The organism is Streptomyces sp. NPDC050263, assembly GCF_040655955.1.
Lineage (GTDB): Bacteria > Actinomycetota > Actinomycetes > Streptomycetales > Streptomycetaceae > Streptomyces.
This window is the reverse complement of the sequence record NZ_JBFAKW010000119.1, coordinates 1-17,609: the sequence shown is the minus strand read 5'-3', so window position 1 is coordinate 17,609 and position 17,609 is coordinate 1. Positions and strand designations below refer to the sequence as shown.

Genomic DNA, 17,609 nt, shown 5'->3' with positions numbered 1-17,609 from the left:
GGGTCACCGATCGGAGAGCCTTCATGCCGCTGCTCGACCCCCAGACCTGGCAGCCCCGCACGTTGTCGGGGCCCCGGTACACCGTCACCGAGCCCGCCACCGGCGATCACCTGGGCACGGTCGTCCTGGCAGGCGCCGCGGACGTCGGGCCGGCCGCCGAGGCCGCCCGCGCCGCGCAGGCCGAGTGGGCCCGGCTTCCGCACTTCGTCCGCGCCGCAGTGCTGCGCAAGGCCGGCGATCTCTTCGCCGCGCACACCGAGGAACTGCGCGAGTGGATCGTCCGCGAGTCCGGCTCCATCCCGGGCAAGGCCGACTTCGAGCTGCACGTCGCCGCCCAGGAGTGCTACGAGGCCGCCGCCCTGGCCTCCCGCCCGGCCGGCCAGGTTCTGCCCAGCGAGGCGCCCCGGCTCTCGTACACCCGGCGCGTCCCGGTCGGCGTGGTGGGCGTGATCTCCCCGTTCAACGCCCCGCTGATCCTCTCGATCCGCTCCGTCGCGCCCGCCCTCGCGCTCGGCAACGCGGTCGTCCTCAAGCCGGACCCGCGCACCGCCGTCTGCGGCGGCCTCTCGCTGGCCGCGGTCTTCGCCGAGGCCGGACTGCCCGAGGGACTGCTGCAGGTGCTGCCGGGCGGGGCCGAGACGGGCGCCGCGCTGGTCGCCGACCCGCAGGTCCCCGTCATCTCCTTCACCGGATCCACCGCGGCCGGCCGCGCGGTCGGCGAGGCCGCCGGGCGCCACCTCAAGCGGGCGCATCTGGAACTCGGCGGCAACTCCGCGATGATCGTGCTGGAGGACGCCGACCTGGACGCGGTGATCTCCACCGCGGCCTGGGGCTCGTTCTTCCACCAGGGCCAGATCTGCATGACCACCGGCCGCCATCTGGTGCACGCCTCCCTCTACGAGGAGTACGTCGAGCGGCTCGCGGCGAAGGCCGACGCCCTCGCCGTCGGCGACCCGCACCGTGCGCACGTGCACCTCGGCCCGCTCATCGACGGCGGCCAGCTCAGCAAGGTGCACGGTCTGGTGGAGGCCAGCACGGCGGCCGGCGCGAAGCTCGCCGCGGGCGGCACGCACGAGGACCTCTTCTACCGGCCGACGGTCCTCGCGGGCGTCGACGACACCACCCCCGCCTACGCGGAGGAGGTCTTCGGCCCGGTGGCCCCCGTGCGCCCGTTCAGCACCGTGGACGAGGCCGTGGCGCTCGCCGCGCACAGCTCCTACGGCCTCTCGCTCGGCATCGTCACCCGGGACGCCGCGCGCGGCCTCGACCTCGCCGAGCGCATCCCGACCGGCATCGTGCACATCAACGACCAGACGGTGAACGACGAGGCCGTGGCGCCCTTCGGCGGGGTCGCCGCCTCCGGCACCGGCGCCCGCTTCGGCGGCGAGTCCAACCTGGAGGCCTTCACCGACGTCCGCTGGACGACCGTACGGGCCGACGTGGCGCCGTACCCGTTCTAAGCCCTCGTCAGGGGGTTATTCGCTCTTGGCCTGTTCGGCCTCGACAGCCTTGCGGACCTCGTCCATGTCCAGCTTGCGCGCCTGTCCGATGACGTCCGTCAGGGCGGCCTCGGGCAGGGCGCCGGGCTGGGCGAAGACGGCGACCCGGTCCCGCACGATCATCAGCGTCGGGATCGACTGGATGTCGAACGCCGCGGCCAGCTCCGGCTGCGCCTGGGTGTCCACCTTGCCGAACACCAGGTCCGGGTTCTCCTGCGCCGCCTTGTCGTAGACCGGGGCGAACTGACGGCACGGCCCGCACCAGGACGCCCAGAAATCGATCAGCACGAAGTCGTTCTCGGTGACCGTCTGGTCGAAGTTCTCCTTGGTGAGCTCCACGGTGCTGCTCATGACCTGATTCCCTCTTCCTGGTGTGGGGCGAACTTCCTGGTGTGGGGTGAAGCAGTCCGCACAACACGGTCGGCGGATCGCGTATTCCGCGCCCCTACCCGTGTGGCCACCCCGCACACCACCCACCAGACTGGCCCCATGACGGAAACGGAAACCATCGCGTACGACGTCGTGGTGCTCGGGGCCGGGCCCGTGGGGGAGAACGTGGCCGACCGCACCCGCGCGGCCGGACTCACCACCGCGGTCGTGGAGAGCGAACTGGTCGGCGGCGAGTGCTCGTACTGGGCCTGCATGCCCAGCAAGGCCCTGCTGCGCCCGGTGCTCGCCCGCGCCGACGCCCGCCGCGTGCCGGGCCTCGCCCAGGCGGTCCAGGGCCCCCTCGACGTACCCGCGGTCCTCGCGCACCGCAACTACTACACATCCGACTGGCACGACGACGGCGCCGCCCAGTGGCTCGACAGCATCGGGGCCGACCTCTACCGCGGCCACGGCCGGCTCACCGGCCCGCGCACGGTGACCGTGGGCGACAAGGTGCTCACCGCCCGGCACGCCGTCGCCGTGGCCACTGGCACCCGCGCCGCCCTGCCCGATCTGCCGGGGCTCGCCGAGGTGAAGCCCTGGACCAGCCGGGAGGCGACCAGCGCGCAGACCGTGCCCGGTCGGCTCGTCGTGGTCGGCGGGGGAGTGGTCGCCACCGAGATGGCCACTCTCTACCAGGCGCTCGGCGCGCAGGTCACCATGCTGGTGCGCGGCAAGGGCCTGCTGGGCCGGATGGAGTCGTTCGCCGGCGAACTCGTCGCCGAGGCGCTCACCGAAGCGGGCGCGGACCTGCGCACCGGCGTCTCGGTGGAGTCCGTGAGCCGCACGGCGGACGGCGCGGTGGTGGTCGTCACCGGCGTCGGGGACCGTATCGAGGCCGACGAGATCCTCTTCGCCACCGGACGCGTCCCGCGCACCGACGACCTCGGGCTGGACACCGTCGGCCTGGAGCCCGGCTCCTGGCTCGGCGTCGACGACAGCCTGCGGGTGAACGGCACCGACTGGCTGTACGGGGTCGGCGACGTCAACCACCGCGCCCTCTTCACCCACCAGGGCAAGTACCAGGCCCGGATCGCGGGCGCCGCCATCGCCGCCCGCGCCGCCGGAACGCCCCTCCTGGCCGAGCCGTGGGGCGCGCACGCCGCCACGGCCGACCATCACGCCGTCCCCCAGGTCGTGTTCACCGACCCGGAGGCGGGGGCGGTCGGCCTCTCCCTGGCGGAGGCGGAACGGGCCGGGTTCCGGGTGCGGGCCGTCGACGTCGACATGGCCTCGGCGGCCGGCGCGGGCCTGTACGCCGACGGCTACAAGGGCCGCGCCCGGATGGTCGTCGACCTCGAGGAGGAGATCCTGCGCGGGGTCACCTTCGTCGGACCGGGCGTCAGCGAGCTGGTCCACTCGGCGACGATCGCGATCGCCGGCCAGGTGCCGATCGCCCGCCTGTGGCACGCGGTGGCGGCCTACCCGACGATCAGCGAGGTGTGGCTGCGGCTGCTGGAGGCGTACCGGGACAACTGACCTACGGCAACTCGAAGTTCAGCGCCTTCGCCGCCTCGTGCGGCGTCGGCTGCGTCCAGCGCTCCAGCACGGCCTGGTTGGCCGACAGGGAGCGCGCTTCGGCCCGGTCGAGGTAGAGCAGGCCGTCGAGGTGGTCCGTCTCGTGCTGGACGATACGGGCGGGCCAGCCGCCGAACACCTCGTCCAGCGGCCGTCCTCGCTCGTCCTCGCCGGTCAGCCGGACCTCGGCGGACCGGGCCACCACCGCCTGGTAGCCGGGCACGCTCAGACAGCCCTCGAAGAAGGCGGCTCGGGTGGAACCGACCGGCTCGTACGACGGGTTGACCAGCACCCGGAACGGCAGGGGCACCCGCCCGCGGGCCAGCCGCACCTCCTCCGGCCCCGGCGCGGGGTCCTCGATCACCGCGATCCGCAGCTCCACGCCGACCTGCGGGGCGGCGAGGCCGACGCCCGGCGCCGCGAGCATGGTGACGCGCAGCGCCTCCACGAACCGGGCCAGCAGGGCGGGATCGAGCTCGCCGTCGTAGCGCGCGGCGCCGGCCCGCAGGACCGGGTGGCCGGCCGCGACGATGGGCAACGGGCCGCCGGGGGCGAGGAGTTCCTCGATCCGGTCGGCAAGGGGCGCGTGGGGACTGAGAGATGCCATTCGGACAGGATGCCACGATCGAAAGCTGTGTGACGCAGGTCACTCGAAGTGGTCGGAACTCGACGGGGGGTCCATCCGACTACCTGATCGTCACGCCGGGAAACGTCCCCCTCCCCGCCCCGGCCACCCCGAACCCGGAGAAGCCCGCCGATGTCCATCGCTCCCCCGACCAGCACGGACGAGGTCCCGCAAGCAGCGGCCCCCGAGCCGAAGTCCCGCGGCCCGTGGGCCCCGCTGCGCCCCCTGATCCTGCGCCTGCACTTCTACGCGGGCCTGTTCGTCGCGCCGTTCGTGCTGATCGCCGCCGTCACCGGGTTTCTCTACGCAGGCGCGTTCCAGGCCGAGAAGCTCCTGTACTCCCACGAGCTGACCGTGCCGGCGGTCGGCGATGCCAAGCTGCCGATCTCCGAGCAGGTGGACGCGGCCCGCAAGGCCCACCCCGAGGGCACGGTCTCGGCCGTGCGGCCCTCGCCCGAGGACGACGCCACCACCCGGGTGATGCTGTCGGGCGTCGAGGGAGTCGCCGCCACCCACACCCTCGCCGTGTTCGTCGACCCGTACACCGGCGAGGTGCGCGGCGCACTGGAGCAGTACGGCTCGACCGGCGCGCTGCCGCTGCGCACCTGGATCGACGAGTTCCACCGCGACCTGCACCTCGGCGAGAACGGCCGCCTCTACAGCGAGTTCGCCGCGAGCTGGCTGTGGGTGATCGCGGCCGGCGGGGTCGCGCTGTGGTTCTCCCGCCGCCGCGCCCTGCGCAAGGTGCGCGGCACCAGCGGGCGGCGCCGCACGCTCGGGCTGCACGGCGCCGTCGGCGTGTGGGCCGCCGCCGGGTTCGTCTTCCTGTCCGCGACCGGACTGACCTGGTCGACGTACGCGGGCGCCAACGTCGCCGAACTGCGCACCTCCCTCGGCCAGGAGACCCCGTCGGTCTCCGCGGCGGCGAGCGGCGGCGAACACTTTGGCCACGACTCGGCGTCCGCCACAGGCGGGGACGGCGAGCACGGCGTGGGCCTCGACAAGATCCTGTCCGCCGCGCGTGCCGAGGGCCTGGGCGACCCGGTCGAGATGGTCCCGCCCGCGGACGCCTCCTCCGCGTACGTGGTCAGGCAGGTGCAGCGCAGCTGGCCCGAGAAGCAGGACGCGGTCGCGGTCGACCCGGCCACCGGCGAGGTCACCGACGTGCTGCGGTTCGCGGACCACCCGGTGCTCGCCAAGCTGACCCGATGGGGCGTCGACCTGCACACCGGCGTCCTGTTCGGCCTGGTCAACCAGCTCGCGCTGATGGTCCTCACGCTCTGTCTGATCCTGCTGATCGTGCTGGGCTACCGCATGTGGTGGCAGCGCGGCCGCGGCTCGTCCTTCGGCCGGCCGATCCCGCGCGGCTCCTGGGCGCAGGTCCCGCCGTACGTCCTGGTCCCGCTCATGGCGGGGGTCGCCGTCGTCGGCTACTTCATCCCGCTCCTCGGCATCCCGCTGGCCGGCTTCCTGCTGGTGGACATCGTCCTCGGCGAGATCGCGCACCGACGGGGGCGGCGGACGGCGGTCTGACTACGGACGCCGGAGCGGCCCGGCGGTGGGTTCCACCGCCGGGCCGCTCCCGTACCGCGCGTGCCGTCACTCCTGCGGGAAGTCCCCGGCCAGCGCCGAGGCGATCCGCAGGTGCGGTCCCGCCTCCCCGTGCCTCCCCTGCCGCTCCAGGGTGCGGCCGAGCATCAGCCGGGCGTAGTGCTCCACCGGGTCACGCTCGACGATCACCCGCAACTCGGCCTCGGCGCGCAGCAGTTGGGCCGAGTGGTAGTAGGCGCGGGCCAGCAGCAGCCGGGGTCCGGTCTGGTCCGGCGCTTCCTCGACGAGCCCGACCAGCACTCGTGCGGCCGTCGTGTATTCCTTGGCGTCGAAGAACATCCGCCCCCGCTCCCACCGCTCGGCCTGCGTCCCGTGGCCGTAGTAGCCCGAGTCGTCCGTCGCCTCGTATGCCGTCTCGCAAGTCGTGCCGTATGCCGTGTCCACTCGTGCTCGACCTCCTTCGTCGCCGCCAACCGGAAGCGCTGGGCGGATATTCCCCGGACGTGGTCGGAGCGCCGAACACATCCGGGAGTTCGCCGAGTCACGACATGACGGCCGGGTGTGGACTCACGCCTGGATCAGATCGGCCGGGCTGTTCTCCGGGGCCGCTGTGGCGGCGGCGGTCCGGCGGCGGGCGATGGTTCCGGAGAGCCGGCAGCCGACGATCATCACGGCGATCACGGCGATGGTCTCGCCGGTGCCCCACAGCCAGGTGGAGGCGCTGACCTCCTTGTGGGGCAGCTTGGGCAGGTCGTCCGGCGAGATCGAGGAGTGCTCGGCCACCTCGGCCCGGTACGCCTGGTTGCGGGCCGAGCCGTGGAGGAAGGGGGGTGCCTCTATGTCCTTTGTCAAGGCATCCCTGTCGGTTTTGGGGTGATTCGGTCTGGCTGGGGTCATGCGGCGAGCTCGACGTCCGAGGGTGTGCGGGGTTCGTAGAAGGTGCCGTCTCGGAGCATGGCGAACAGGACGCTGATGCGTTGGCGGGCGAGGCGGAGGAGGGCTTGGGTGTGGGTTTTGCCGCGGGCGCGTTGCTTGTCGTAGTAGGTGCGGGAGGCGGGATCGGCGTTCATGCAGGCGAAGGCGGAGAGGAACATGGCGCGTTTGAGCTGGCGGTTTCCGCCTCGGGGCGCGTGTTCGCCGTGGATCGAGGTCCCCGACGACTTCGTGGTCGGGGCGAGGCCGGCGTAGGAGGCGAGGTGTGCGGCGGTGGGGAAGCCGGTGCCGTCGCCGACGGTGACCGGCAGGACGGCGGCGGTCCTGACGCCGACGCCGGGCATCGACGTCAGGACCTGGGAAAGAGGGTGGGCCTCCAGCAGGCTGTTGATCTGGGCTTCCATCGCCCGGCGCTGGGTGTGGACGGCGGCGAGCTGGCCGGCCAGGGAAGGGATCACGATGTCCAGGGTGCCGGTGCCGGGGACGACGACGGTCTGCTCGTCCAGGGCGTCGAAGACGTCGTCGATCAGTCGGGTGGCCGTACGCGGGGCTTTGGGCCGGATCAGCTCCACGAGTCTGCGGCGGCCGGCTTTGCGCAGGGCGGCCGGGGAGCCGTAGCGTTCCAGCAGCCAGGTCACGGCCTGGTGGTCCAGGCGTGGCCCGAGGACGCGTTCCAGGCTGGGGTGGAACTGGGTGAGCAGGCCGCGTATCCGGTTGCTGGTGCGGGTGGCCTCGGCGGCGAGGTCCTGGTCGAAGCCGGTCAGCACGGTCAGCTCGGCGGTGATCTCGTCGGTGAGTTCCAGGGAGCGCAGGGTGTGCGGCATCGTGCGGGCCGCGTCCGCGATGACGGCCGCGTCCTTCGCGTCGGTCTTGGCCTCGCCGGGGTAGAGGTCGGCGATCCGGCGCATGGCCAGGCCAGGCAGGTAGGCGACGCGGCAGCCGGCGTCCCGGGCGACGGTCAGGGGCAGGGCGCCGATGGAGGCGGGCTGGTCCACGATGACCAGGACGGTGCCGAACTTCGCGGTCGGTTTCTCGAAGACGGCCCGCAGTTTCGGCTCGCTGTTGGGCAGCGGCTTGTCGAAGACCTTCTTCCCGGCCGGGGTCAGTCCGTGGCCGTGATGAGCGGACTTGCCGACGCCCAGGCCAAGGAACACGCCCACGTCTTCGATCTCGAACATCGCGCCCTTTCAAGGGTGTTGGCGGTGCCGGCCTCGGCTCGGGTGTCGTGCTCGCGCATCCACGTTATGCAGACCTGCCGCCCGCGAACCGTCCGGCATTGCGCCGGACCGGACGGTGGCCGGACCTCTGATCAGCGTCTCCGACGAACACCCCCGGACCCGGTGACACCACCCCCCCAGGTCATGCCTTCGACAGGGGGACACAGTCATGCCGGGCCCGGAGGCCAGCGGTCCCGTTGCAGGACCGCGGAAAACATAACGGGGAGCCGCTGTTCGTGACGGACGCCGACCATCGGGGCGGGCGTGTCAACTGCGTTCGTGTGCAGTGGAGTTCGCTTGTCCCTCACGAGCGGCGGCGTCTGATCGCCCCGGAGGGTGGCTCGATGCTGCTGTCGGTGTGGGGCCAGGGACGTCCGTTCACCGGATGGTCCTCGGTCTTCGCCAGGACGGCGGATCGCATCCGCGAGTGTTACGAGCCGCGATTCCCGCACGTCAACCCGCATCGGCTGCGCCACACCATGGCCATGGCGACCATGGCGCGGCTGATGCGCGGCTGGTACGAGCAGGCTGCTCGACAGGTCCGCGACACCGATGACGATGCCGCCCTGGCGCACTACCTGCGGACCCAAGAACCGCTGCTGATTCTGCGCGATCTGCTCGGACATACCAGTTCACTGACCACGGAAGCCTACCTCCACCGTCTGGACGTACTCCGCCTGTTCACATCCCTGTATCGACGGGTCGGCAAGGAGTACGGGCTGCTGGACGAGGACGTCGAGCTGGAGCTCGCGACTGAGTTCGACGACGAACCGGCGGTGGTCTGATGCCGGCCACCGTCACCCTTGACCCGCTGGGTGTGCACTGCATCTTCAGCGACGGGTCGGAGTACCGCCGTCGCCTACGCGTGCGGCGGCCAGTGGAACTCCCGGGGCTGGCACGCACTCTGCTGGAGGGCGCTACAGATCTTGTCCATCCGCACGGGCAGGTCGACAGCGCGGGAGGCTTCGACCTCTACCTCACGGCCGTCCGCGGCTTCACCGACTGGCTGGTCGAGTTCGGGTTCTCCGGCGGGGCATCCGACCTGACGCGCGCGCTCCTCGCCCGGTACTGGCGACAAGGGGTGCGATCCTCGCAGGAGCGCGCGCTGCGGGCGATGTTGCGCTGCGCGGATGACCAGGATCAGATTCTGGCGCCGGATGTGCGCGCGTTCGTCGATGGCCGGCTGTTCAACACGGGCGAGCGGTACGGCTCGCACCAGCCGTACAGCGAGGCCGAATGGGCCCGGCTCATCCGTACCTGCCGGGACGAGGTCGATGGCGCCTTCCGCGCGTTCTGCGCGGCCCGTGAGCAGGCTTCGTCAGCTGACGGGCCAGGGGCTTCGCTCCGTGAGCGCACTGCCCGTCACTGGCTGGTGCTTCATAACGGGCCAGACCCGCTCGTCAATGAGATGGCAGAGAGGGGCTCGTTCCCCTTCCGGCGGAGATACGGGGTCGGTCTTCGCGCGGTGCTGGATCCGCTGATCCCCACCCTGGACGTGACCATCGCCTATCAGTTGCTGTTCGGTGCCTACACCGGGGTCGTGCCGGACGGGATCGCGGACCTGGGACTCGACGACATCGAGTGGGCGGGTGACGAGAAGATCCTCCTCAGCTACGTCAAGGGCCGCACGGCGGCGGAGAGCCTTGCTCTGTCACGTCAGGCCACTCGCCTGCTGGAGCAGTGGCTCGACCACTCCGCGGTGGCCCGCCGCTTCGCGTCCGAGGAGTTGCGCCAGGAGCTCTGGGTGCGTTTCACGCCGAGCGGCACATGGGCCGGAGAGCGATGGCTGGCCAAGCCGCCCACGCGCCTGTCCATATGCGGCTGGGTCGAGCGGCGCCAAGCCGTCGACGAGGACGGGCACCCCGCAACAAGAAGGTCTTCATCGCCACCATCGGGCGCGCGCAGCGGACGGAGAAGGACCGGCTGACTGCAGAACTCTCCCGCAACGAACGGGTGTTGGCCGAGATCGACGCCACCGCCGGAACGGGGGCATGACGTGGCCCGCATCAGCGACGAAACCCGCCGGAAGAACGAGGCAGCGATTCGCCAGGTCATGAACCGGCTCCTGGCCGGCGAGGTTCCAGAGGGCAGCAAGTGCGACATCAAGGCCCTCGCGAACCAGGCCGGTGTCGCCCGCACCGGCTTCTATCCCAAGAAGAACCGCGACGGCTCGCCGCGGCCGGGCCCTTACCAGCACTTGGCGGAGGAGTTCGAGCGACGGCTGGCCGGGCTTCGGGAAACGGGCGTGATTCCGGACCCGCGGGCCGCACAGATCGAGCGCCTCAAAGAACAGGTCTCCGGGCTGAAGGAGCGCCTCGCTGCGCTTGACGCGCAGATAGATGGACTCGCTGACTTCCGGGAGCGGGCTCTGTCGCAGATCGCCGCCCAGAGGATGGAGATCGAGCGGCTTCGCGATGTCTTGGCCGCGCCGTCGAATGTCCGCGCTCTGCCGAACAGTTCGAAGGCGAGTGCGCCGTACGGATCGTGCAGCTGAGCGCAATCGCAGGCAGGGGGCGACCGCCCGGTTGAAGAATGCCGGACGCCGCCCCCTGCATTGTTCTGGGGACCTACTTGTCTGCCCGAGGACGCGCACCTGGCGCCCGTCGCCTTGCTGGTGTCACCAGCCGATGGTCAGGCGGGTCTCAGGCCGGGTGACGCGGACACCGGCGGCGAGAGGGTCGTCGAGGGTGGTGGCGGGGTAGGCGGTGACGACAGGCTGTTCGGGCCTCTCCTGGCTCCAGCGCCGCAGGAGGTCGTTGACCTGGCCGAGGAGTTTGCTGCTGTCCGGGCCGTGCGCGATGAGACCGAGCTCGTTGGCGTCCTCACCTGCCGGGCGGGCGGTCAGGGAGACGAGGGTGCCGCCGTCGTACAGGCCCGCCCCGGCCCACCGGATGGCGGGATCGGCCAAGTTGAGGGCGCGGGCGGAGGAGCCGATAGACAGCCGACCGAAGCTGAGGCCGCTGTTCATGGTGGCGAGCCAGAGGTCAAGGTGGGCGGCGGGTTCGTCGTGTCGGACCTCGATGCCGGTCCACTGCTCGCGGGCGGCATGGCTGAGGATCCCGGCGAGGGCGGGTTCGTCGGGCAGATCGTCGGCGTCGACCTTGAGGATGACGTCTTCGCGAGGCGGACGTGGCGTTCGCCCATCTCGGAGGCGCCACGCATGGGCACGAACCCGCACACCACGGCGTTAGCCTCGCCGTTTCGGTTGAGGCGATGAGGCTTCGCTGAGGGGCCACTGTCGGGTGGTCGACGTGATTTCGGTGCTCGGACACAGCGGAGTCCCGGCGCGGTGGTCGGGTTCTCCAAGGTCCTTCGGGTCGTGGTGGGCCAGGGTTCGCCGGTCAGCTGGCGGGACGGGGCAACGCGGCGAGGCGATGGGAAGGCCGTGGTCAGTTCGTGTCTCCAGGGCCAGGTCGCCGATATTCGCAAGCGCAGGCGGCGGCCGCCGCGGGTGAGGCGTGCGGCGACGTGCAGCAGCCGGTAGCGGAGCTTCTTCGGCTCGGCGGCGGCCAGTTCGCCGTCCAGCAGCAGGACGCGGGCCCAGGCCAGCAGGTCGATCGCCGTGAGGCTGAGTTCGAGCCAGACGGTGTTGACACCGAAGTCGCGGGAGGGGAAGCGGCCGAATCCAGTTTTGCCGCACCGGATGTGGTCCTCGACGGTGGCATGCCCGCGGTGGCGGACATCCAGGAACTGGGCGGAACCACCGCCGGAGTAAGGGGTGTCGGTGAGGAACACCTGGTGACGCAGGCCCTCGTTCTGGTCGAACAGGGACAGTTGGGCTCCGGGGTGCGGCCGCTCGCGGCGCACGATGATGCGGGTGCCGGCTGGGTAGCCGGCCAGATCGACCATGCCGGTCAGCTCGGCGACCTCGGCGCCGTCACGCAGGGTGCCGTCCTGGTCAAGGGCGGGATGCCAGAGGCGGTCGAGCATCGCCCGGACAGCGCGGCGGACCGGCTCGGTGATGGCGTATCCGACCGAGAAGAAGGTACGGACTCCTCGTTTCCGTGTGTTGCGGACGTGGGCGAGGAAGGCTTTCGCGGATCCGGCACTGTCGGCGCGGATGAGGATGTCGGTGCCGTGCCGGTGAGCGTCGGGGATCTGCGCGAGCGCCTGGTCGAGCACCGCGATGTGATCGGCGGCAGTGTTGGCTCCGGAGTTGCCGGGCCGTAGCTGTCCCCCGACACGGCCTCGCCGGTGTTCGCGAGGAAACACAGCAGCGGATGGAAGCCGAAGCCGCCCTTGTAGGTCGGGGCGGCCTGTTCCTTTTCCGAGTGGCAGGCGACCAGCGTGGCGTCGAGGTCCAGAACCAGGCCGGGAAGCACTCGTCCGCCGGCCCGAACGGCAGGTATGCCCTCGCCGGTCTCGGCGGCCTGCATCCAGGCGACTTCCCGGGCCGTGGCGCGGGCCGCGCGCAGTGAGGCGAGTGCGGCCTCGTCGGTGTCGGCGAGCAATCGCCAGGCCGTGGGTGTGGAGGCGACCGGGCCGAACGCCTCGCCCTGGTCGCGCAGCACGGCCAGATCCGCGATCGCCTCACCGCCGTCGGCGAGCATCACCGCGAGATCGGTGGCGATCCGGCCCGGATCATGCCCGGTCCCGCGCGGCCGAAGTGGCCTGAGAGCGGCGGAGTACGCGGCGGTCAGCCCGGTGGCGTCAGCGAGGTCCGCCAGCAACCGTGCCCCGGCATGCCCGACCACCCCCGAACCATCGGCACTGACATGGATCTTGGGACGCAACCCGATAGCCTGCACGTAGAAAGTGCCCTCCGCCTGGACCGACAGAACCCCTCAGCAAGGTTCATCGTTCCAGGTCAGGAAGGCACTTTCGCGTTTCCGCCCCAAAGCCAGCCGTACCCGAGTGAAACGCCGAGGTTGGTGCTGGTGGTCCCGTCCGGAGCGCCGCGCGGCCGGGCGTGCCCTCCCCAGCCGCATCTCGTATGCGCGGAATGTGGAAACCCCGTCGGGGGTCCGGGCCTTCGGGCCCGATAGGCCGACGATGTCGTGCTTGCGCATCAGCCTCGCGACCCGCTTGCGGTTGACCCGTGTGGCCGAAGCCGCGCAGCTCGGCGACCAGCGTGTCCTCGGCGGCCTGCCGCACGGCCCGCGCTCCGGTGCCGGCGATCCACCCGTATAGCCCGAGCGGGAGACCTCCAGCACCTGGCATATCCGCTTGACGCCGAACATCTCGGCATGGGCGGAGACGAAGTCCCAAGCGGCGGACTTCACTTCGTCTCCCGGGCAAAATACGCCGCTGCCCGGCGCAGGATCTCCCGCTCCAGCTGCCGTTCCTTCTCGTTCTTCAGCAGCCGGGCGTTCTCCGCTCTCAGCCGGGCCAGCTCTCCCTCCACGCCGTCCGATGCGCCAGCGACGGCCGGCGGTGCGTCCGTGTCGCGCACCCAGGTCCGCAGCGTCTCGGGGTTGACGTTCAGATCGGCCGCGACGTCCTTGAACGTCCGCGTCCCCGCCGAAGCCCGCCACAACGCGATCGCGTCGGACCGGAACTCCGCACTGTACTCCGAGGGCCGTGCCACGGAGATCTACACCTTCCAGGATCAACAAGATCCATTGTCAGGTGTGTCCACATCACGGGGATCAGCTCTGTTTCCTGAGGCGCGGCATTCGCATGCTGCGGGCCGGCTCAGCCCTGTTCGGTGCGAGTGTGACGGCGCCGTACGACTGTGACCGTCTTGGCGGCGATGGCGGCCAGCCCGGCAGCCCCGCCCACCAGCGCCCAATTCGTGCCCGAGTCGGCCTCCGTTGGCACCGTGCCGCCACTCACGTGACTGGTCGCGTCGTAGCCGGCCCAAGCAAGGTCTCGCTGTTGACTCGTCCCGACGGAGCCGGGCTGCTCCTCGGCGGCACCGGTTCTCAGGGCGAGGGTCTTTCCGTTCCCGGCGACCTTGACGGTGCTGGGTTGACCTTCGACGCCACCTTCCAGGGGGAGGCTCGCCCCGTCCGCGTTTCGCCCCCCTTCCCCGTGATCTTCCCCGTGATCTTCCCCGTACCCGTGCCCGTTCTTTGCCGTCACCATGACGGGTGCGGAGACGCTTCCCGACTCCTCGCCGATGAGCGTGAACAGGTAAGGACCGGGAGGCATGTTCTTGGGCACCTGGAAGCACCCGAACACCGTGCCCCTCGCGTTGGCCTGGTAGGTCGCGTCCTGGTCCTTGCACTTGCCCCCGCCGCCCCCGCTGCGGGACGGTCCTCTGAGGGTGGTCGAGGACTGCGGGACGAGCTCTGCGGTGACCACCTCGCCGGGCTCGAACCCCTCTGCGACGAAGTAGATCACCCCACCCGCGGGCACCGTGGCAGTGCTCAACTCCGGTGGGTAAGGCTGGTAAACATTCGTGGGCGCAGCGGCATACGCGGACTGCGCGTTCGCCAGCGGTACGGCGGCAACGAAGGTGGCGGCTGTGGCAGCCAGGACGGCCCGCCACGGCGAAGACTTGATCATCTTGTACCAATCTCCCAGCTGATCTAGTGTCCGGATGGCAGCGCCGCCGATGAATTGCCGATGCCTTTCTATGATGCCGATATTTACCCCGCGGCTAACGCGAGACGTTTCAAGACCCTCCCAATGGCCCACCCCCAAGATCCACGCGGCCCATCCGCTCATGTGGCGGCGGCTCGGCGCTGGCGGTGTCAGTAGGCGCCGTCGCCGCGCAGTACGACAGGCAGTGTCCTCGCGAGGATGGCCAGGTCCTTCCGGATCGACCAGGTGTCGACGTATTCCTGGTCCAGACGCAGGGCGTCCTCCCGTACGAGATCGGACCGGCCGCCGATCTGCCACAAGCCGGTGAGCCCCGGCCGGACCAGCAGGCGACGCCGGGCCTCCCCGGTGAACACCGACTCCTCGACCGGCAACGGCCGAGGACCGGCCAACGACTGTGACACGGGGGTCCTCACGAATCTTGAACAACTGCCCGTCGGCTTCGTTGCGGTCGGCCAGTGCCACCCGCAACCCCTCGGAGCCGACCTGCATGGTGCGCAGCTTGAGGAGCTTGAACTCCTTGCCGCGCCAGCCCGTGCGCCACTGACGGAACAGCGCGGGCCCCGGAGTGTCGGCCCTCAGGCGATGGCGGCCGCGAGGAGCACCGGCGCCGCCAGCACGAGCAGTACTCCGGCCCCCACCATGCCGATGGTCCGCTTGGCCGCCCGTCCCGCCCATCGCCGCCGGGGCTTCCCCCGTAAGGGCGGCTCCGAAGGGCCACGGAACCTTCATCTCTCGCACAGCACCCGCTTCGCGATCAACCGCCTCCGCGCCGTCGGGCACCACAACATCGCCGCAGGACTCCGCGACCTGTCCTACGAGCCGTTCACTCGTCCTCTGGCGCTCCTCGGACTCCGCTGACCAGCACGGACGCATGAACAGCCAGACTTGCAAGCGCCCTGGGCCAGTCCCCCAGCTCGGGTACTGCAGGCCGGCCTCCGACCGACCGGGCGCCCTTCTTGATGAAGCCGGTGTCGTCGAGCATCAGCACCCCGCCCGGGCCGCGACGCTCACCCGACGGGCTGCTTGATCGGATGGCGCGATCCTGAATCTCGACCCGAACACCACAGCCGGGAAGAAACGCTCTTTGAAGTCCTCACCCGGCAGAGATATCGGATGAATACTGACATCGCGTCGTACGTCTTGGTCTCGTCTTCTTCCCCTCCTGGGAGGGTGTGTGCCCCCGTTCCGCGTACTTGTGGTGTGCACCGGCAACGTCTATCGCTCTCCGCTTGCCGAGTGCCTGCTCAAGCACCGGCTGCTCGAGCATCGGCAGGTGATCCATTTGAGCAGTGCCGGCACCCTGGCAGTCGCGGGTATGCCCATGGCGGCTGCTGTTGCCTCCTTCCTCCTCGGGCGTGGCGTGCAGCCCTGCGGAATGGGCTCCCGCCGGCTGACCAAGGAGATGGTCGAAACGGCGGACCTGGTGCTGGGCGCTGCGACGGAGCATCGTGAGGCCGCTGTGCGGCTGTCCCCTGTGCGGGCGTTGTCCCGTGCATTCACCTTCCGTGAGTTCGCCCGGCTGGTGCGTTCAGAGGACGCCGCAGGCGCGGTGGATTTGGCCGCGCGGTTTGTGACCCTCGTCCAGGGCGCGGCCGCTCGCCGTGGTGCCGTGTCGACACACATGGGTGACGTAGACGTGAACGACCCTCTTGGCGCACCTCCACCACAAGTACACGAGTGCCTGGTTCAGATCGAGGAGATCGTGGAGCGGATCGCCGCACCCATGCGGACCAGATAGCAGCTGCGGCTGTGGCCGGTACAGGTGCTCAATCGGCGTTGTCACGTTGTCGGGGGTTGACGGCGTCTGGCGTGTGTCAGGGCGTGGTCGAACCGGTTGTCGGCTCTCGGTCACGCCGTAGCAGGCAGGCCGAAGGCACCGGGGATCTGGTCCCAGATCGTGAAGCGGACGGTCATCTCGAGGCGGTGGTCGGGTGCGGTGCGCTGGTGGCGGCCGGGTCGGAAGTGAGGTGAGATGCCGCTGAAGGCAGCCAGGAATCTTTGAGCACCACCGACGCTGCGGAAGCCCTTCATCGCGCGTTCGCGTTGCCGGGTCGGCTGGTGGCTGTTCTCGGCCCGGTTGTTCAGGGCCTTGTGTGAGCGGTGCTCCACCGAGGGCATCACCTCACGGTGGGCGGCGGCGTAGGAGCGGAGCTTGTCGGTGACGACCACCCGCGGTGTCGACCCGGTCTCCTTGAGGAGCCGGCGGAAGAACCGCCTGGCCGCAGCCTTGTCCCGGCGGTTCTGGACCAGGATGTCGAGCACGTTCCCGTCCTGGTCGACGGCCCGTCAAGGTACTTCTGCTCCCCGTTGATACTGATGAAGACCTCATCCAGATGCCACTTGTCGCCAGGCTGCGGGCGCCGACGGCGCAAGGAGTTCGCGTAGGCCTGGCGGAACTTCACGCACCAGCGGCGGATGCTTTCGTAGGAGACGATGACGCCGCGCTCGAGCATCAGCTCCTCGACCTCGCGGAAGCTGAGCGGGAACCGGAAGTGCAGCCACACGCAATGAGAGATGATCTCCACCGGGTACCGGTGCCCCCTGTACGACGGCAACGCGCTCTCCACGACAAGACCCTCCCGACCATGATCATCCCATGCGATCGGCCAACGTGACAGCACCGCTCAATCCCCTAGGCATGGGATCCACCTCGACCGTCCTCCGCGGCATCGACTACGGCACCCAGCACACCGACGAGATCGACGTAGCCAACATGAGCCTGGGCGGTGACGCCACCGACAACGGCGACTGCGGCAGGACCAACGGCGACGCCATGCATCAGACCATCTGCAACTCGGTCGCCAAGGGCGTCACCTACGACGTGGCGGCCGGCAACAGCCACGCCGACGCCAAGAACACCGTGTCGGCCGCATACGACGAAGTGATCACCGTCAGCGCTCTGGCGGACTTCGACGGGAAGCCCGGCGGCCTGGTCGGGCCGGCCTGCCGCGCCGACCAGGACGATACCTTCGCCGACTTTTCCAACTTCGGCTCTGACGTCGACCTGATCGCACCGGGCGTGTGCATCCGGTCGACCTACCTCGCCGGCGGCTACACCACCATGTCCGGCACCTCCATGGCCGCGCCGCAGGTGGCGGGCGGCGCGGCGCTGTACCGAGCCACTCACCCGACCGCATCGCCCCAGACCGTCAACGCGGCCCTGCAGAACGCGGGCAGCCTCGACTGGTCTCGGCCGTCGCAGGACGGGGACGCCGTCAAGGAGAGCCTCCTCGGGGTGTCCCCGTTCTGGCCCGTCCTGACCAGCCGTCAGCTCGGCGACACACCTCGGCAGCGCACCTCGGCACCGGCCGAGGTGCGCGGCCGCCCCGCAGACCCCCAGCCCCCCGC

At 70.3% G+C, this 17,609-nt stretch carries 16 protein-coding genes and 3 pseudogenes; 8 read left to right on the top strand and 11 right to left on the bottom strand.

Features of this window, described 5'->3' with window-relative positions; all coding sequences use genetic code 11:
- Positions 1 to 23: 23 nt before the first annotated feature.
- Positions 24 to 1,460 (top strand): aldehyde dehydrogenase family protein, encoded by a 1,437-nt coding sequence (locus AB0J04_RS36230; RefSeq protein ID WP_363172857.1) that lies wholly within the window; start codon positions 24 to 26, stop codon positions 1,458 to 1,460.
- A gap of 15 nt (positions 1,461 to 1,475) precedes the next feature.
- Here AB0J04_RS36230 and trxA read toward each other — a convergent pair whose 3' ends face one another.
- On the bottom strand, positions 1,476 to 1,850 hold the full coding sequence (gene trxA / locus AB0J04_RS36225) for a thioredoxin (RefSeq protein WP_363172856.1): 375 nt from the start codon (positions 1,848 to 1,850) through the stop codon (positions 1,476 to 1,478).
- 138 nt (positions 1,851 to 1,988) lie between these two features.
- On the opposite strand from trxA, the gene AB0J04_RS36220 reads away from it, so the two are divergent.
- A complete protein-coding gene (locus tag AB0J04_RS36220; RefSeq protein ID WP_363172855.1) occupies positions 1,989 to 3,407 on the top strand; it encodes an NAD(P)/FAD-dependent oxidoreductase in 1,419 nt (472 codons plus the stop codon).
- Between the two features lies 1 nt (position 3,408).
- Here AB0J04_RS36220 and AB0J04_RS36215 read toward each other — a convergent pair whose 3' ends face one another.
- Positions 3,409 to 4,053 carry a peptide deformylase gene (locus AB0J04_RS36215; RefSeq protein ID WP_363172854.1) on the bottom strand — a complete coding sequence of 215 codons (645 nt, stop codon included), beginning with the start codon at positions 4,051 to 4,053 and terminating at the stop codon, positions 3,409 to 3,411.
- Positions 4,054 to 4,203: 150 nt separating this feature from the next.
- Between AB0J04_RS36215 and AB0J04_RS36210 the strand changes: the two genes are divergently transcribed.
- Positions 4,204 to 5,604, top strand: a complete 1,401-nt coding sequence (locus AB0J04_RS36210; RefSeq protein WP_363172853.1) for a PepSY domain-containing protein — start codon at positions 4,204 to 4,206, stop codon at positions 5,602 to 5,604.
- 66 nt (positions 5,605 to 5,670) lie between these two features.
- Here AB0J04_RS36210 and AB0J04_RS36205 read toward each other — a convergent pair whose 3' ends face one another.
- The 3 genes from AB0J04_RS36205 to AB0J04_RS36195 form a co-directional block, all read right to left on the bottom strand.
- Positions 5,671 to 5,961, bottom strand: a complete 291-nt coding sequence (locus AB0J04_RS36205; protein ID WP_363172866.1) for a tetratricopeptide repeat protein — start codon at positions 5,959 to 5,961, stop codon at positions 5,671 to 5,673.
- Positions 5,962 to 6,189: 228 nt separating this feature from the next.
- The gene (locus AB0J04_RS36200; protein ID WP_363172852.1) at positions 6,190 to 6,474 is read right to left on the bottom strand and encodes a hypothetical protein; all 285 of its coding nucleotides are present in this window, start codon (positions 6,472 to 6,474) and stop codon (positions 6,190 to 6,192) included.
- 41 nt (positions 6,475 to 6,515) lie between these two features.
- Positions 6,516 to 7,733 (bottom strand): IS110 family transposase, encoded by a 1,218-nt coding sequence (locus AB0J04_RS36195; protein WP_363172851.1) that lies wholly within the window; start codon positions 7,731 to 7,733, stop codon positions 6,516 to 6,518.
- A gap of 383 nt (positions 7,734 to 8,116) precedes the next feature.
- On the opposite strand from AB0J04_RS36195, the gene AB0J04_RS36190 reads away from it, so the two are divergent.
- The 3 genes from AB0J04_RS36190 to AB0J04_RS36180 all read left to right on the top strand — a co-directional run bounded on the left by AB0J04_RS36190 (position 8,117) and on the right by AB0J04_RS36180 (position 10,266).
- Positions 8,117 to 8,557, top strand: a complete 441-nt coding sequence (locus AB0J04_RS36190) for a hypothetical protein (RefSeq protein ID WP_363172850.1) — start codon at positions 8,117 to 8,119, stop codon at positions 8,555 to 8,557.
- On the top strand, positions 8,557 to 9,699 hold the full coding sequence (locus AB0J04_RS36185; protein WP_363172849.1) for a hypothetical protein: 1,143 nt from the start codon (positions 8,557 to 8,559) through the stop codon (positions 9,697 to 9,699). Before AB0J04_RS36190 ends, AB0J04_RS36185 begins: the two co-directional genes overlap by 1 nt.
- Positions 9,700 to 9,768: 69 nt before the next feature.
- On the top strand, positions 9,769 to 10,266 hold the full coding sequence (locus AB0J04_RS36180; protein ID WP_363172848.1) for a hypothetical protein: 498 nt from the start codon (positions 9,769 to 9,771) through the stop codon (positions 10,264 to 10,266).
- A 123-nt stretch (positions 10,267 to 10,389) separates the two neighbouring features.
- Here the strand turns inward: AB0J04_RS36180 and AB0J04_RS36175 are convergent, their stop codons facing one another.
- From AB0J04_RS36175 to AB0J04_RS36155, 5 genes and pseudogenes are all read right to left on the bottom strand, one after another.
- Positions 10,390 to 10,950, bottom strand: a complete 561-nt coding sequence (locus AB0J04_RS36175; protein ID WP_363172847.1) for a hypothetical protein — start codon at positions 10,948 to 10,950, stop codon at positions 10,390 to 10,392.
- A gap of 163 nt (positions 10,951 to 11,113) precedes the next feature.
- Positions 11,114 to 12,550, bottom strand: a pseudogene (locus AB0J04_RS36170) (IS1380 family transposase).
- 440 nt (positions 12,551 to 12,990) lie between these two features.
- Complete coding sequence (locus AB0J04_RS36165; RefSeq protein ID WP_363172846.1) at positions 12,991 to 13,299, bottom strand: transposase; 309 nt, start codon at positions 13,297 to 13,299, stop codon at positions 12,991 to 12,993.
- A gap of 107 nt (positions 13,300 to 13,406) precedes the next feature.
- Positions 13,407 to 14,384, bottom strand: coding sequence for a hypothetical protein (locus AB0J04_RS36160; protein WP_363172845.1), 978 nt, complete (start codon positions 14,382 to 14,384; stop codon positions 13,407 to 13,409).
- Positions 14,385 to 14,410: 26 nt separating this feature from the next.
- Positions 14,411 to 14,936, bottom strand: a pseudogene (locus AB0J04_RS36155) (sugar transferase).
- 499 nt (positions 14,937 to 15,435) lie between these two features.
- Between AB0J04_RS36155 and AB0J04_RS36150 the strand changes: the two are divergent.
- Positions 15,436 to 15,999, top strand: a complete 564-nt coding sequence (locus AB0J04_RS36150) for a low molecular weight phosphatase family protein (RefSeq protein WP_363172844.1) — start codon at positions 15,436 to 15,438, stop codon at positions 15,997 to 15,999.
- A gap of 110 nt (positions 16,000 to 16,109) precedes the next feature.
- On the opposite strand, the pseudogene AB0J04_RS36145 reads toward AB0J04_RS36150, so the two are convergent.
- Positions 16,110 to 16,828 (bottom strand): annotated as a pseudogene (locus tag AB0J04_RS36145) (IS6 family transposase).
- 71 nt (positions 16,829 to 16,899) lie between these two features.
- On the opposite strand from AB0J04_RS36145, the gene AB0J04_RS36140 reads away from it, so the two are divergent.
- The coding region (locus AB0J04_RS36140; RefSeq protein WP_363172843.1) for a S8 family serine peptidase at positions 16,900 to 17,609 on the top strand (710 nt) is incomplete at its 3' end.